Here is a 14506-nt window from a genome sequence, read left to right as displayed (position 1 = left end):
ATGCTAGCGTACCGGCCAGTCGCTGCCAGGGAGAGAACATGGAGCAGGTGGTCGCCGCAGGCACGCAGTTCATGCGGGAGGTCAACGCCGCCGCCGTCCTGCGGAGACTGCGGGCCGAGACCAGCATGAGCGTGTCCGCGCTGGCCAGGGCCGTCGGGCTCTCCCGACAGGCGGTCACCCGCTCGCTCAACGCGCTGGCCGCCGAGGGGCTCGTCGAGTTCGGCCCGCTCGACCGCGAATCCACCCGGGCGGGACGGCCCGCGCAACTCGTGCGCTTCCGGGCGGAGGCGGGTCACGTGCTCGGCCTCTCGATCAGCCCGCAGGACGTGCGGGTGGCGGTGTCCGACCTGGCCGGGACGGTCACCGCGGCCGACGCGACGCCGCTCGGCCCCGACCAGAGCGGCGACCGGGTGGTGGAGACGCTCCTGTCCACGGTGGAGCGGACGCTGCGCTCGACGGGCGTCACGACGGCCGGACTGTGGTTCGCCTCGGTGGGCACCCCCGGCATCGTCGACCCGGCGGCCGGGGTCATCAAGCTCATCCCGAGCATGCCCGGCCTGGCCGGCGACGTCCTCGTCCGCCGGCTCAAGGAGGCGCTGGGCTGCCCGGTCTACCTTGACAACGACGTCAAGCTGGCCACCCAGGGCGAGCGATGGCGCGAGCGGCGAGCTTGGAGCGGAGAGCGGCAGCCCGCGTCACCAGCGGAGCCCCGTGCGAGCGCGACCATCGAACACGCGCGGCGCGAGGACTCCCTGGTGATGCTCCACTGGGGCGAGCGCGTCGGCGCCGGGATCGTGCTGAACGGCGAGCTCTACCGCGGCGCCTCCAACGACGCGGGCGACGTCGGCTTCCTCGACCTGTTCTGCGACGTGACGGGCTCCTCCCCCGCCGCGTCGGGCCATCCGCACGGCCTGGGCCCGTTCGAGGACCGGGTCGGCGGCGCGGAGATCGTCCGCCAGGCCGCGGCGGCGGCCGAGCGCGCGGGCGACGGCGAGTTCCTGGCGCGCATCGCGGGAGAGGGCGCGCTCGAGGCCGTGCTGGACGCCGTCGTCGAGGGCAGGCCGGCCGCCCTGGAGGCGCTCGACGTGGTGGCCCGCCGCTTCGCCAAGGGCATCGCCGTGATCCGGGCGATACTCAACCCCCGGCTCGTGGTCATCGGCGGGCCTCTGGCCAGGTGCGGCGAGACGCTGCTCGCGGCGCTGCGGCGGCACCTGGCCGGCGAGCCGCTGGACCAGCCGGCCCTGGAGGTCTCGACGCTCCAGGATGACGCCGTCGTCCACGGGGCGCTGCTCCACTCCCTGGACGAGATCGAGCGGACCAGGTTCGGCCTGGTCAGAAGCGGTCGTCATGAGGGCGGTACACCCCGATAAGGAGAAAGAGTCATGCATATGACCAGACCAGCCCGGCGCGCGGCGCTCGCGGCGCTCAGCGTCACGGCCGCCGTCGCCCTGACGGCCTGCGCGGGCGCCGGCAGCAGCTCCGGTGGGAACACGGCACAGAAGATCGACGTGTTGACGACCATCTCCAAGGATCCGGTGACGCTCACCCTGGCCTACACCAACGATCCGCCCACCAAGGCGCTCATCGACGGCTTCACCAAGCGCCATCCGAACGTCACCATCAAGCCCCAGATGACGCCGTTCAACGACTACATCAAGTCGATCAAGCTGGCGATGTCGGGCGACGCGGCGCCGGACATCGCGCAGTACAACCCGGGCGCGATGAACTCCCTGGTCCCGGCCGGGCTGATCCTCGACCTCGGTCCGTGGGCCAAGGCGTACGGCTGGACCACCAAGTTCCCGCCGGCCAGCATCGAGGTCCTCAGCTCCGACAAGGCCGCCAAGCAGTTCGGCACCGGCAGCCTGTACGCCGTGCCCGGCGGGCTGTCCGTGCTCGGCGTCTTCTACAACAAGAAGATCGTGAAGGAGGCGCCGAAGACGCTGGCCGAGTTCGAGGCCGCGATGCAGAAGGCCAAGGACGCGGGCCAGACCCCGCTGGCCAACGGCGCGCTCCAGGTCGGCGGGTTCCACCTGTGGAACGCGCTGCTCAACGTCACCGGCGACATCAACGACTACCGGGGCTGGGTGTACGGCAAGCCGGGCTCGACGATCGAGACCCCGGCCGCGAAGCAGGCCACCCAGACGCTGATCGACTGGGCGAAGAAGGGATACATCTCCAAGGGGGCGAGCGCCACGGCCGACGCCGACGCTCTGGCCGCCTTCTCCAAGGGCGGCAGCGCGTTCCTGATCACGGGAAACTGGGCCGCCTCCACCCTGGAGACGGAGATGAAGGACGACGTCGGCTTCTTCCTCATGCCGACGGCCTCGGGCGAGCCCGCGAAGGTCGCCTCGGGGGCGAGCGTGGCGTACGCCATCTCGGCGAAGTCGAAGAACCCGAACGTCGCCGCGGCGTTCCTGGACTACCTGAGCTCACCCGAGGCGGCGAAGATCGAGTTCGACGGCGGGTTCATGCCGGTCGACACCAAGGCCGAGCTGGGCGCCACGGGGCTGCGCGGGGAGATCGCGACCGTCTTCGCGTCGGTGGCGCAGAACAACGGGATCGTCCCCTTCCCCGACTTCGCCTCCCCCGGCATGATCGACAAGCTGACCCCCGGCATCCAGGGCCTCATCAACGACAAGATGACCGCCGACGCCTTCCTGAAGTCTCTGCAGGAGTCGTGGGACGCGCACCATGGCTCGTGAGGCGACCTCGCCCGTCTCCCCGTCGCGCGCCGCCACGGCACGCGGCGGGGGGCAGGCGGCCAGCGGGCACGCCCGCCCCGGGCACTGGCGCGGGCGGCGGGCGCGCGGCTGGCTGTACGTGCTGCCCGCGCTCGCGGTCTACCTGGGCTTCGCCATCTGGCCGGCGATCACCACGCTGCGCCTGTCCCTCCTGACCTGGGACGGCATCCTGCCGCCGGTCTGGGCGGGCCTCGACAACTACGTCAAGATTTTTCGCGATTCGGCGCTGTACGAGGCCATCCTGCACAGCCTCGTGCTGATCGTCTTCTTCTCGGTCATCCCCATCGCGGCCGGGCTGCTCATGACGGCCCTCCTCATGGGGAAGGTGCGCCGGGGCATGACGTTCTTCCGGATCGTCTTCTTCCTCCCCCAGGTGCTGCCGCTCGTCGCCGTCGGCATCACCTGGCGGTGGCTCTACAGCGAGTCCGGCGTCGTCAACCAGTTCCTCGACGCGGTGGGACTGGGGTCGATCACCCGCGCCTGGCTCGGCGACTACGGCCTGGCGCTGGTCGCGCTGGGGCTCATCGGGACGTGGGTGATGAGCGGGCTGTGCATGATGCTCTTCCTCGCCGGCGCTCAGAAGATCGACCCATCCCTGTACGAGGCCGCCACGCTCGACGGCGCGGGCGCGTACCGGCAGTTCCTCCACGTCACCCTCCCCGGGGTGCGCAAGGAGATCACGGTCGCCGGGGTCATCACCACGATCGCCGCGCTGGCCAGCTTCGACCTCGTCTTCGTCACGACGAACGGCGGCCCGGCGGGGCAGACGAACGTGCCCGGCCTGCTGGTCTACCGGCTGGCCTTCAACGAGGGCGACATCGGCGGCGCCAGCGCGCTCGCCGTCGTGCTGACCGTGATCGTGATCGCGGTCGTCGCCGCGGTCCGATACTTCACCAGGGATGATGCGAGTTGAGAAAGCGCGGCGGTGTCAGTTTCCGCTACGGAGTGCTCGTCGTGCTGACGGCCATGGTGCTGGTGCCGTTCGCCGGCATCATCCTGGCCGCCCTGCATCCCCCGGGCGCGCAGCTCGACGGGCTGAGCATCCCGGAGCGGTGGTCGTGGGAGACCTTCGCGCTCGCCTGGGAGCGGGGCAACTTCACCGCCCTGATGCGCTCGAGCGTGCTGATCGCGGTCTTCGTGGTGCCGCTCTCGGTGGCGCTGGCCACGCTCGCCGGCTACGGGCTGGAGGTCCTCAAGGTGTGGGGGCACCGGACGCTGTCGTTCGGGTTCGTGCTGGGGCTCACGCTGCCGATCGAGGTCATCGTGGTGGCGCTCTACTTCAATCTGCGCGAGGTGGGGCTCACCAACTCCTACGCCGGCATCATCCTGGCCGAGGCGGCCCTGTTCATGCCGTTCGGGGTGTACTGGATGCAGACGCACTTCTCGAACGTGCCGGGTGAGCTGGTGGAGGCGGCGCGCATCGACGGGGCCAGGGATCTCGTCGTGCTGGTGCGGGTGCTGCTGCCCGTCTCGTGGCCGGCGATCACCACGCTGTCGGTGCTCTACTTCATGTGGTCCTGGAATCAGTTCATGCTGGTGCTGGTCATGATGCAGGACCCGGACCGGCGCACCGCACCGGGCGGCCTGGGTCTCTTCGTCGGCCAGTACACCACCGACATCCCGTTGCTGGCCGCGGCCTGCCTGATCGTCATCGCGCCGATCGTCGTCGTCTACCTGCTCTTCCAGCGCAGCTTCGTCAACGGCATCACCCAGGGCGCCATCAAGGGCTGATCCCGAAGCCGGCACCACCGCCCTCACCGGCCCCCGGCTCGCCGACATCCGTCCGCCTCCCCAAAGGACCTCGTCCCTCCTCCCCTGGCACGCCATCCCGCCTCCTGGAAGGCCCGTCCACGGGCGGGGCGTCCACGGGGGGCGGGGGGCATCCCCGGCCTACGGCCCTGTCCCCCTCCCCCGGCATGTCATCCCCACCCCAAAACACGGGCGGCGGGTTCGTTCGGGCCGAAGGGGACGTTTGGCGTTCCCGGGGAAACCCGTGTCAAGATGCGCGTGTGGTCGGGACACCGCCTGAGCTGGAGCGCGGCACCGGCGTCCCCGCGCACGTGCAGATCGAGCGCTGGCTGCTCGACTCCGTCGACAGGGGCGAGCTGGCGCCGGGCGACCGGCTGCCCGGCGAGCGGGAGCTGGCCGGGCGGCTCGGCGTGAGCAGGATGACGCTCAGGCAGGCCCTGGCGACACTGGAGCGCGACGGCGTCCTGGTCAGGGTGCCCGGCAGGGCGGGCGGCGCGTTCGTCGCCGAGCCGCGCATCGAGTGCGACCTGACGGGGCTGGCCGGGTTCACCGAGCAGATGCGCCGCGCCCATCTGCGGGCGGAGGCGCGGATCCTGGTGGCCGCCACGGTGCCCGCACCGGCCGCGGCGGCCAGGGCGTTGCGCGTCGAGGCGGGCTCGCCGGTGCACGAGGTGGCGAGGGTGCGCTCGGCCGGGCGGTCGCCGATCGCGCTGGAGCGCTCGTTCTTCCCGTCCCTGCCCGGCTTCCTCGGCCAGGACCTGACCGGTTCGCTCTACGCGCTGCTCGCCACCCGCTACGACCTGGAGCCGCGCACGGCGGTCGAGCATCTCGACCCGGTGATCGCCCGTCCTGAGGAGGCCGCCGAGCTGGGCATCGAACCGGGCGCGCCGCTCATGCTGATCGAGCGCACGGCGTACGCGGCCGACGGGATGCCGGTGGAGTTCGCCCGCGACCTGTTCCGCCCCGACCGGGTGCGGATCTCGGTACGCAGCGGCGTCACGGCGCCAGCGGGGTCTTGACCACCGTGCCCGGCACCCAGGCGCCCTCCACCTCGATCTCGACCTCGGCCCCCGGCTCGACCGCCAGGTAGGCGTAGGCGATGGACTCGCGGGCGGTGTAGCCGTAGCCGCCGGAGGTGACCCGGGCCACCACCTGGCCGTCCACCCGTACGGGCTCGTTGCCGAGTGCGACGGCCCTCGGGTCGCTCAGCGTGACGCATCGCAGCCGTCGCTCCGGGGCGGGGTCGAGCGCGTCCCTGCCCAGGAACTCCTTGTCCGGCTTCACGCAGAATCCGAGCCCCGCCTCGTACGGCGTCGTCTCGGGCCCGATGTCCGCGCCCCACACCCGGTAGCCCTTCTCCAGCCGGAGGCTGTCGATGGCCCGGTAGCCGCCGGCCACCAGCCCGTACGGCTCCCCCGCCCGCCAGAGCGTCTGCCACAGCCCGAGCCCGTACTCGCTGGAGCAGTAGAGCTCCCAGCCGTGCTCGCCCACGAACGTCACCCGCAGCGCCAGCACCGGCACGTCCCCCACGGTGATCTCCCGCGACGACATGAACGGGAAGTCCATCGGGTCGGGCGTGAGCCCGCGCATGACGTCGGCCGCCCGCGGCCCCCACAGGGCGAAGCAGGCGTACTGGCCGGTCACGTCGGCGATCCTGGCGGTGGAGCCGGTGAGCGCGGCCTGCTTGCGTAGCCACCCCAGGTCGTGCGCGCCGAACGCGGTGCCGGTGACGATCAGGAACTCCTCCTCGCCGCGCCGGGTGACCGTGAAGTCGCATTCGATGCCGCCGCGCCGGTTGAGCGCCTGCGTGTACGTGACGGCGCCGACCTCGCGGGCGACCCGGTTGTCGCACACCCACTCCAGCAGCGCGGCCGCGTCGGGCCCGGTGACCTCGATCTTGGCGAACGAGCTCTCGTCGAACAGCCCCGCCGCGGTCCGGGTGGCGCGGTGCTCGGCGCCGATGGCGGACGACCACAGCCGCCCGGCCCACCCTCCCGGCCGCTCGCCCCCGTCGGTCTCGTTGGAGGCGTAGTAGTTGACCCGCTCCCAGCCCGACTTCTCCCCGAAGACGGCCCCGTGGGCGCTGTGCCAGGCGTAGGCGGGCGAGACCCGCAGCGGCCGCCCGGCCGAGCGCTCGTGGCCGGGGTAGCGGATGTCGTAGTAGGTCTCGTAGTTCTCGACGGCCCGCTTCAGCGTGTACGACGGCGAGCGGTAGTGGCGGCCGAACCGGCGCACGTCCATGTGCCACAGGTCCATGCTGGGCTCGCCCTCGACGATCCACTCGGCCATCACCCTGCCGATGCCGCCCGCGCCCGCGATTCCGTGCGCGCAGAAGCCGGCCGCCACGAAGAAGCCGCCGACCTCGGTCTCCCCGAGGCAGAACTCGTTGTCGGGGGTGAACGCCTCCGGGCCGTTGATCATCTTGCGGATGCCGACGTCGCCCATCGCGGGCACGCGAATCCGGGAATTGTCGGAAATTTCCTCGAATCTGGCCCAATCTTCGGACAACAGGCGGCCATTGAAGTCGCCCGGCACCGCGTCGTACGCGTTCGGTCCGGCCGTCCAGGGGGCGCAGGTGCGCTCGTACCCGCCCATGACCAGGCCCTGGACCTCCTGCCGGTAGTAGACGAGCAGGTCGGGGTCGCGCAGCGTGGGCAGGCCGGTGTGGTCGTGGAAGCCGTCGGTCACCACGTACTGGTGCGACATCGGCACGATCGGGACCCGCACCCCGGCCATGCGGCCGATCTCGGCCGCGAACATGCCGCCGCAGTTGACCACGATCTCGCAGTCGATGTCGCCCTGGTCGGTGACCACGCCCGTGACCCTGCCGCCCGCCGTCCTGATGCCGAGCACGCGGGTGCGGGTGCGGATGACGGCCCCGCCGTCGCGGGCCTTCTTGGCCAGCGCGTAGCAGAGCTGGGACGGGTCGATCTGGCCGTCCGTGGGCAGGTACGCGGCCCCGACGACACCCGCGGGGTCCATGAGGGGGAACAGCTCCACGGCCTCGGCCACCGAGATCTCCTCCAGCGGCAGCCCGAATGTGCGGGCCCACCCGATCTGGCGCCGGATCTCGGCCATCCGCTCGGGCGTGGAGGCCAGCTTGATGCCGCCGCATTCCGTCCAGCCGGCGTCGAGGGTGCGGTAGAGCTCCACGGAGTACTGGTTCATCCTGGTCAGGGTGGGGTCGGCGCGGAGCTGGCCGACGAGTCCGGCGGAGTGGAAGGTCGAGCCGCTGGTCAGCTCGTCCCGCTCCAGCACGACGACGTCGCGCTCGCCGAGCTGGGTGAGGTGGTAGGCGACGGAGGCGCCGCCGACGCCGCCGCCGATGATCACGATGCGGGCCGAGTCGCTCATGGTCGCGAGGCTAGCCGCCACGCCGTAAAAGGTCTAGACCGTTTAGCGCGGGTCGTCCTAGCATCGACCATGGCCTTGCCCGAGGTGCTCGATCGTATCCCGCTGCTGTCCGGCGTGCCCCGTACCGTCGAGGAGCTGCCCGGCGGGCTCACCAACCGCAACTACAAGGTCGTCACGCCCGGCGGGGCTTACGTGGCGCGCGTGTGGGCCAGCGACGGGGCCCTGCTGGCCATCGACAGGGACGCCGAGCACGCGAACTCGATCGCGGCGGCGGCCGCCGGGGTGGGGGCGCCGGTGCACGCCTACCTGCCCGAGCTGGGCGTGCTGGTGGTGGGCTATCTGCCGGGGCGGACGTTCACGGAGGCGGATCTGCGGGACCCGGCGAACCTGCCGCGGGTGGCGGAGGCCTGCCGCCGTCTCCACTCCGGGCCGCGGTTCGTGTGCGACTTCGACATGTTCGACGTCCAGCAGCGGTATCTGCGCATCGTCCAGGAGCGCGGCTTCCGACTTCCCCCCAAATATCTCGATTTCATGCCCACCGTCGCTGAAATCCGGAAATGTCTGGAGGTGCGGGACGAAGGCACCGTCCCCTGCAACAACGACCTCCTCCCCGGCAACATCCTCGACGACGGCGCGCGCCTGTGGCTGATCGACTACGAGTACTCCGGCAACAACGACGCCTGCTTCGAGCTCGGCAACATCTGGAGCGAGTCCGACCTGCCGCTCGGTCACCTGGAGGAGCTCGTCACCGCGTACTACGGCCGCCGCCTCCGCCACAAGATCGCCCGCGCCCGGCTGCTCGGCCTCATGTCCAAGTACGGCTGGACGTTGTGGGCCTCGATCCAGGACGGCGCCAACGACAGCATCGACTTCGACTTCTGGTCGTGGGGGATGGAGAAGTACGAGCGGGCCGTGGCCGAGTTCACCGGATCCGGCCTGGCGGACCTCATGGACGAGGCCGCGCGGCCGGACTAGGGCGGGCAGACTGGGTGGCATGCTCGCCGCATTGACCGGTCTGGGCCTGTCCACGGCCGCCGGCCTCAACGCCTACATCCCGCTCCTGGTCGTGGGCGTGCTGTCCAACCTCACCGACGCCGTGAAACTGCCCGACGGCTACGCGTGGCTGTCCAACTGGGGCGTGCTCGCGGTGATCTCGGTGCTCCTGATCGCCGAGATGGTCCTCGACAAGGTGCCTGCCGTCGACAGCGTCAACGATGCCATCCAGACCGTGATCCGCCCGGCCTCCGGCGGCGTGGTCTTCTCCGCGACGAACGCGGCCGCCGAGCTGGAGAACTCCACGTGGATGACGGAGCACCCGTGGGCCGGCTGGCTGCTGGGCATCGTGGTGGCGCTGGCCGTGCACGCGATGAAGGCGGCGACCCGCCCCGTGGTCAACGCGGGAACGGCAGGCGTCGGCGCTCCGGTCGTGAGCACGGTGGAGGACGCGGGCTCGCTCGGCATGAGCCTGATCGCGGTGTTCGCCCCGATCCTGGTGGTCGTCGCGCTGCTGGTCCTCGCCGTGGCGGCGTGGTGGCTGATCAGGAAGGTACGGCGCTTGCGCGCCCGCAGACGAGCCGCCCGGAGTCACCCGCCAGGATGATCTCCGCTCCACCCGCAGGGTGATCCGCCGCCGTGCCCGCGCCCTCTACGGTTCTTCCCGGTTAGCGAACGAATCGTGTGAGCGTCACGTGGCCCCCGACCCTGGCGCGCTCACACAGCGAAGGGCCCGGCGGATCCGTGCCGCCGGGCCCTTCACACGCGCAGCCGCCGCAACCACCCGCCGAGGAGGTGCACGAACTCCGCCGGGCGCTCCTCGTGCAGCCGGTGGCTGGAGCCCTCCCAGCACACGACCTTGGACGCCGGGTGCTTGAGCAGGCCCGCCTCCCACGCCGCGCGCCGCCGGTCCGCCCAGATCGACAGCACCGGACACTGCCTGCGGGCCAGGTAGTCGTCGCTCGCCGGGCACACGCCGATGGCGCCGTCCTCGACGAACATGGCCTCGAACGCCTGGACGAGGACGTGCGGCGGCATGCCGTACAGCCTGCGCTTGTGCCAGCGGCGGATGACGGCGGGGGTGGCGGCGTTCGTGCACCACTCGTCGAGCGCCTCGGCCGCTGCGTGGGGGTGGTCACCACGCAGGCCCGCGATCGTCCTGGGGAAGTCCCTGGCGATGTCGTCCGTGATGCCGTAGCCCGGGTCGAGGGCGACGAGCGCGCGCACGCGGTCCGGGTGCTCGACGGCCAGGATCGACACGACCTGGCCGCCCATCGAGTGCCCGACGGCGATCACCTGGGGGATGCCGAGGCCGTCGAGGAGGGCGTCGAGGTCCTCGGCCATCATGCGGGGTGTGTTGCCCGTCTCCGGGACCGACGAGTAGCCGTGCCCGCGCAGGTCGACGGCTATCACCCGGCGCCCGGCTGCCGTGAGCGCGTCGAGGTGCCAGGACCACTGGTGGGAGTCGGTCCCCCAGCCGTGCACGAGCAGCAGCGGCGGCCCGTCGCCGCCGCCGTCGTCGGTGTAGAAGAGCCTGATGTTCTCGCCGACGTCCGCGTACGGCATGGCTCAGCCCGCCTCTCCCCCGGCCGTGCGGGACAGCAGCGCCGACTCCCCCGCGGTCCAGCCTCCGTCGATGGCGAGCTCGGCTCCGGTCACGTACGAGGCGGCGTCGGACAGCAGGAACGCGATCGCCTCCGCGACCTCCTCCGGCTCACCCCAGCGCCCGGCCGGGGCCAGCGGGAAGGTGCCCTCGCCCGACACGGCGCCGAACTGCCGCGTCATCGGGGTGACGATCATGCCTGGATGTACGGAGTTGACCCGGATGCGGTCCTTGCCGAACTCCAGGGCGGCGATCTTGGTGAGGCCGCGCACGCCCCATTTGGAGGTGCCGTACGCGCCCGTGCCCGGCAATCCGAAGAGCCCCGCGACCGACGACAGGTTCACCACGGCGCCGCCGCCCGACGCGCGCATGGCGCCCACCACGGCCTTGAGCCCCAGGAAGACGCCGACCAGGTTGACCCGGAGCACGCGCTCGAACTCCTCCAGCGCCTGCTGCTCGATGGGGAACGAGGTCGCGATGCCGGCGTTGTTGACGAGCCCGTCGAGCCGCCCGAACCCCTCCACCGTCCGCGCGACCACCGCGGCCCACTGCTCCTGGTCCGTCACGTCGTGCGGGATGAACCGGGCGTCGAGCTCCTTGGCGGTGGCCGTGCCCTCCTCCACGAGCACGTCGGTGAGCACCACCCGGGCCCCGGCCGCCACGCACCGCCGCGCCGTCGCCGCCCCCATCCCCCTGGCCCCGCCAGTGATGATCACGACCTTGCCGTCCAGCACGCGCACCAGCCCCTTCCCGCCGCGATCCGCAAAGTATGTGCACTGAAACACAGCCCGTACATGCAGATCAAGTGCTTGCTTGGCTCGGCGCGCCAAAGCCGCCGCGGCCGACTATCCTCTAGACATCGACCCCAACGGGAGGTGGCGGAGATCGAGCAAGTCCTTGTCATCGTGCTGGTGATCCTCGCGTTTCTGGCGCTGCTCACCGGCGTGGGCGTCTACCTGCTGGTCAAGCTGGGCAAGAAGGCGGCAGGCAAGGCCCGTCAGGCGGCGACGCGGCTGACCACGCACGTCAATGCGATGGGCACGGGCGACGCCGCCGAGGTCGAGCGGCTCCGCCTCGACCTGCGCCGCGAGGTCTCCCTCACCCGCCAGGCCGTCGAGCAGGCGCAGGCGCAGGGCTGGGGCCTGGGCGACCTGCCGCGGCTGCTGGCCGACCTGGAGGCGCAGGCCGACGTGCACGACGGCCAGCTCGGGATGTACGCCCAGCAGCGCCGCGTGTCGCATTACGTCGACCACGCCACGCTCGACCGGCTGCGCGAGCACCAGGCCAAGCTGACGGCCATGTGCGCCCGCATCCGCGCCGACCTCCTCGGCGACCAGGTCCACCACACGGCCACCGGGATCGCCGAGCTCAGCTCCCGCACGGACCTGGAGATCGAGGCCCGCCGCCGGGCGCCGGACCCGCTGGAGGAGATCGACGAGCTCTACCGCCGCACCATGGAGGAGCGCAAAGACCTCCCCTGACGGCTACCCAGCGTGGCAGGATTGCTTCGCCACGTGACGAGCTTTTGCCTGAGTGGTTCTATCCCGGCCCTCCTGGCGGCTGGACGGCCGACATGCTCGATCATCTCCCTCCCGACGCGCCCAGGCACGTCGAGTTGATCGACGGGGCGCTCGTCATGAGGCCGCCGCAGACCCTCTTCCACATGCGCGCGGTCGGACGGTTCGAGCACTCCCTCGAGCCACCGGCGCATCTGGAGGTCGTTCGCGAAATGACGGTCACACTGGGCCTGCGCCAGCGGCCGGAGCCCGACATCCTCGTAGTGAAGAGGTCTGCGATCACGTCTCTGAAGCTCACCTCCTTCAAACCGGAGGATGTGCACCTCGTGGCCGAAGTCGTCTCAGATGAGTCCATGGAGCGAGATCGGACCACAAAGCCCATCAAATACTCAAAGGCAGGGATCAAGCACGTCTGGCGAGTGGAAGAAGAGGACGGGCTCCCCGTCGTCTACACCTTCGAGCTCGAGCCGGCGGTCATGGTCTACGTCCCGACCGGCGTCCACCGCAAGCGCCTGCAGACCGACATCGGCTTCGACGTGGACATCGATCTCACATTGGAGTGGCCACCGGACTAGACACGGCCCCACTCGGCATAGATCAGCGCGGCGAGCTCGGCCTCCGTGGCCCCATTGTTCGCCATCGCCTTGGTGGCCTGGGCCTGAGCCCTCGTGGGGAGCAGGCCGTCGAGCAGGACGGGGAGCGACAGCCGCCGCAGCAGCACCTCCGACTCCGGGATCCCGTACGGCCGGCGCATCACGGCCACGTTCACCCGCAGCGCGTGTTCGTTCCCCGGTGGAACGCCCGGACGGTCGATCTCGACGGCCGAGTAGCGGAAGCCGTTCGCCAGGTTGCAGGCGGCGCAGGAGGCCGGGCCCCGGCTGAGCCGGCCGCCGCACTCGGCGCAGGTCAGCCGGTCGTAGGCGGCGTCGACCACGCGCCAGGGATGCTTGTCGGGCTCGTCCACGACCATCTCGGCGATGAGCCGCTCGTCGGACGACTCGGCGGTGCCGTGTCTATGGTCGCGCTCGCACGGGGCTCCGCTGGTCACGCAAGCTACCGCTCTCCGCCCCAGGCTCGCCGCTCCGAACTCGCGCTCCAGGAACGCCCGCCACCCCTCCTCGACGATCTCGTCCACCAACCGGGCGCACCGGGCGCAGCCCGGAGCCCCGGCGGGCTCCCAGTGACCGCATTCGCCGCATCGTCGCATGCCCGCACGCTACAAGCCGGCCCGTGCCTGTCGCGACCGCATAAAACCGCGAGATCGCAGAAGCGCCCGGGCGCCGGCTGCGCGGCCGTTAATCGGTTGCGCGGCCCATCCCCGCCCCGGCATACTCGGGCGGGTTGATCGCCACGACGCGAAGGGAGGGTGAGACCGTGATAACGACTGTTCGCGTGCCGTTTTCCGCGTCCTCAATCCTTCCCGCCGGGCGTGCGCTGAGCTGATCGACGCGCCGGTGGGGCCCCACCCTTGGAGCGATTCCACCGTGCCGAAGCACTCGCAGCACCGCCGCCGCGGCAAGTACGCCCTCGACGCCGACGACCTCGAATGGCTGGCGAGCACCCCCGACCACACCGATGACGGCCCGCCCGAGGGTGACCGCTGGTCCACCTGGGACCAGAGCACGCCCACGGAGAAGGGCCCACGGCCGTACCCCGGCTGGCTGGTCACCGAATTGGCGGCCGTCGACACCGAGCACGGCGTGCTCAAGACCGGCAAGGAGGCCGACGTCCACCTGATCTCCCGGGGCGTGCCCGGCACCGACCGGGTCTGCCTGCTGGCCGCCAAGCGGTATCGCTCGGCCGAGCACCGCCTGTTCCACCGCGACTCGGGCTACCTGGAGGGCCGCAGGACCCGCGACGACCGCATGAACCGGGCGATGGCGGCCCGCACCGCGTTCGGCAAACAGGCGATCGCCGCCCAGTGGGCGGTGGCCGAGTTCGGGGCGTTGTGCCGGTTGTGGGAGCTCGGGGTTCCGGTGCCGTACCCGGTGCAGATCGTCGGGACGGAGATCCTGCAGGAGTTCATCGGGACGCCGGACGGGTACGCGGCGCCACGCCTCGCCCAGGTGTCCGACGACCTGGACGACCTGTGGGAGCAGCTGGTCGCTGCGATGGTCACGCTGGCCGGGGAGGGGCTGGCGCATGGCGACCTGTCCCCGTACAACCTGCTGGTCCACGAGGGCAGGCTGGTGATCATCGACCTGCCGCAGATCGTGGACGTGATCGCCCACCCGGCCGGGCCGTCGTTCCTCGACCGCGACGCCCGCAACGTGGCCACGTGGTTCGCCGCCAAGGGCGTGACGGCCGCGGACCCGGACTCCCTGACCGCCCTCCTGCGCACGGAGGCCGGCCTCGCCGGCTGAACCGCCGATGGCGCGGAGCGGGCAGCGCCGGCCCCGCGCCACCGGGCGACACACCGAGCAAGCCGGCCGAACGCATCGACCGCGAGCACGGGCGCATGGACGGCCAGCCGGGCGCATGGACGGCCAGCCGGGCGCATGGACGGCCAGCCGGGCGCATGGACGGCCAGCCGGGCGCATGGACGGCCA

At 71.2% G+C, this 14506-nt stretch carries 14 protein-coding genes; 10 read left to right on the top strand and 4 right to left on the bottom strand.

Going from position 1 to position 14506, the window contains the following annotated elements; translation table 11 throughout:
- The first annotated feature begins 38 nt into the window (after positions 1–38).
- The 5 genes from ID574_RS44170 to ID574_RS44150 all read left to right on the top strand — a co-directional run bounded on the left by ID574_RS44170 (position 39) and on the right by ID574_RS44150 (position 5509).
- Positions 39–1370, top strand: a complete 1332-nt coding sequence (locus ID574_RS44170) for an ROK family transcriptional regulator (RefSeq protein WP_188195024.1) — start codon at positions 39–41, stop codon at positions 1368–1370.
- An 18-nt stretch (positions 1371–1388) separates the two neighbouring features.
- Positions 1389–2702 (top strand): ABC transporter substrate-binding protein, encoded by a 1314-nt coding sequence (locus ID574_RS44165; protein ID WP_336245610.1) that lies wholly within the window; start codon positions 1389–1391, stop codon positions 2700–2702.
- Positions 2692–3654 (top strand): carbohydrate ABC transporter permease, encoded by a 963-nt coding sequence (locus tag ID574_RS44160; RefSeq protein WP_188195022.1) that lies wholly within the window; start codon positions 2692–2694, stop codon positions 3652–3654. Before ID574_RS44165 ends, ID574_RS44160 begins: the two co-directional genes overlap by 11 nt.
- 53 nt (positions 3655–3707) lie before the next feature.
- Positions 3708–4472: a carbohydrate ABC transporter permease gene (locus ID574_RS44155; RefSeq protein WP_188195137.1), complete on the top strand. Its 765-nt coding sequence runs from the start codon at positions 3708–3710 to the stop codon at positions 4470–4472.
- 278 nt (positions 4473–4750) lie between these two features.
- Entirely contained in the window at positions 4751–5509 is a 759-nt protein-coding gene (locus tag ID574_RS44150) for a GntR family transcriptional regulator (RefSeq protein ID WP_188195021.1), read from the top strand.
- Here ID574_RS44150 and ID574_RS44145 read toward each other — a convergent pair.
- Complete coding sequence (locus tag ID574_RS44145; protein ID WP_188195020.1) at positions 5487–7844, bottom strand: GcvT family protein; 2358 nt, start codon at positions 7842–7844, stop codon at positions 5487–5489. The genes ID574_RS44150 and ID574_RS44145 overlap by 23 nt on opposite strands.
- Before the next feature lie 69 nt (positions 7845–7913).
- Here ID574_RS44145 and ID574_RS44140 point away from each other — a divergent pair, with 69 nt between their 5' ends.
- Both ID574_RS44140 and ID574_RS44135 read left to right on the top strand, forming a co-directional pair.
- A complete protein-coding gene (locus tag ID574_RS44140; protein WP_188195019.1) occupies positions 7914–8819 on the top strand; it encodes a choline kinase family protein in 906 nt (301 codons plus the stop codon).
- Positions 8820–8838: 19 nt separating this feature from the next.
- The gene (locus ID574_RS44135; RefSeq protein ID WP_188195018.1) at positions 8839–9444 is read left to right on the top strand and encodes a DUF4126 domain-containing protein; all 606 of its coding nucleotides are present in this window, start codon (positions 8839–8841) and stop codon (positions 9442–9444) included.
- A 152-nt stretch (positions 9445–9596) separates the two neighbouring features.
- Here ID574_RS44135 and ID574_RS44130 read toward each other — a convergent pair whose 3' ends face one another.
- Positions 9597–10403, bottom strand: coding sequence for an alpha/beta fold hydrolase (locus tag ID574_RS44130; protein WP_188195017.1), 807 nt, complete (start codon positions 10401–10403; stop codon positions 9597–9599).
- A 3-nt stretch (positions 10404–10406) separates the two neighbouring features.
- A complete protein-coding gene (locus ID574_RS44125; RefSeq protein WP_188195016.1) occupies positions 10407–11180 on the bottom strand; it encodes a glucose 1-dehydrogenase in 774 nt (257 codons plus the stop codon).
- A 171-nt stretch (positions 11181–11351) separates the two neighbouring features.
- Here ID574_RS44125 and ID574_RS44120 point away from each other — a divergent pair, with 171 nt between their 5' ends.
- Together ID574_RS44120 and ID574_RS44115 are read left to right on the top strand one after the other, a co-directional pair.
- Positions 11352–11921 (top strand): hypothetical protein, encoded by a 570-nt coding sequence (locus ID574_RS44120; RefSeq protein WP_223167699.1) that lies wholly within the window; start codon positions 11352–11354, stop codon positions 11919–11921.
- 92 nt (positions 11922–12013) lie between these two features.
- Positions 12014–12532: a Uma2 family endonuclease gene (locus ID574_RS44115; protein WP_188195014.1), complete on the top strand. Its 519-nt coding sequence runs from the start codon at positions 12014–12016 to the stop codon at positions 12530–12532.
- Here the strand turns inward: ID574_RS44115 and ID574_RS44110 are convergent.
- Positions 12529–13164 (bottom strand): hypothetical protein, encoded by a 636-nt coding sequence (locus ID574_RS44110; RefSeq protein ID WP_223167698.1) that lies wholly within the window; start codon positions 13162–13164, stop codon positions 12529–12531. The genes ID574_RS44115 and ID574_RS44110 overlap by 4 nt on opposite strands.
- 277 nt (positions 13165–13441) lie before the next feature.
- Here ID574_RS44110 and ID574_RS44105 point away from each other — a divergent pair, with 277 nt between their 5' ends.
- A complete protein-coding gene (locus ID574_RS44105) occupies positions 13442–14320 on the top strand; it encodes a serine protein kinase RIO (RefSeq protein ID WP_188195013.1) in 879 nt (292 codons plus the stop codon).
- The last annotated feature ends 186 nt before the right edge of the window (positions 14321–14506 follow it).

Origin of the sequence: Nonomuraea sp. SYSU D8015 (assembly GCF_008065375.1) — a bacterium.
Classification (GTDB): domain Bacteria; phylum Actinomycetota; class Actinomycetes; order Streptosporangiales; family Streptosporangiaceae; genus Nonomuraea.
This window is presented reverse-complemented; position numbering and strand designations above follow the sequence as displayed.

Bases quoted from the DNA above. Each gene is read 5' to 3' on its own strand.
- ID574_RS44170 (WP_188195024.1), top strand. From the start codon at position 39: ATGGAGCAGGTGGTCGCCGCAGGCACGCAGTTCATGCGGGAGGTCAAC.
- ID574_RS44165 (WP_336245610.1), top strand. From the start codon at position 1,389: ATGACCAGACCAGCCCGGCGCGCGGCGCTCGCGGCGCTCAGCGTCACG.
- ID574_RS44160 (WP_188195022.1), top strand. From the start codon at position 2,692: ATGGCTCGTGAGGCGACCTCGCCCGTCTCCCCGTCGCGCGCCGCCACG.
- ID574_RS44155 (WP_188195137.1), top strand. From the start codon at position 3,708: ATGGTGCTGGTGCCGTTCGCCGGCATCATCCTGGCCGCCCTGCATCCC.
- ID574_RS44145 (WP_188195020.1), bottom strand. From the start codon at position 7,844: ATGAGCGACTCGGCCCGCATCGTGATCATCGGCGGCGGCGTCGGCGGC.
- ID574_RS44140 (WP_188195019.1), top strand. From the start codon at position 7,914: ATGGCCTTGCCCGAGGTGCTCGATCGTATCCCGCTGCTGTCCGGCGTG.
- ID574_RS44135 (WP_188195018.1), top strand. From the start codon at position 8,839: ATGCTCGCCGCATTGACCGGTCTGGGCCTGTCCACGGCCGCCGGCCTC.
- ID574_RS44130 (WP_188195017.1), bottom strand. From the start codon at position 10,403: ATGCCGTACGCGGACGTCGGCGAGAACATCAGGCTCTTCTACACCGAC.
- ID574_RS44115 (WP_188195014.1), top strand. From the start codon at position 12,014: ATGCTCGATCATCTCCCTCCCGACGCGCCCAGGCACGTCGAGTTGATC.
- ID574_RS44110 (WP_223167698.1), bottom strand. From the start codon at position 13,164: ATGCGACGATGCGGCGAATGCGGTCACTGGGAGCCCGCCGGGGCTCCG.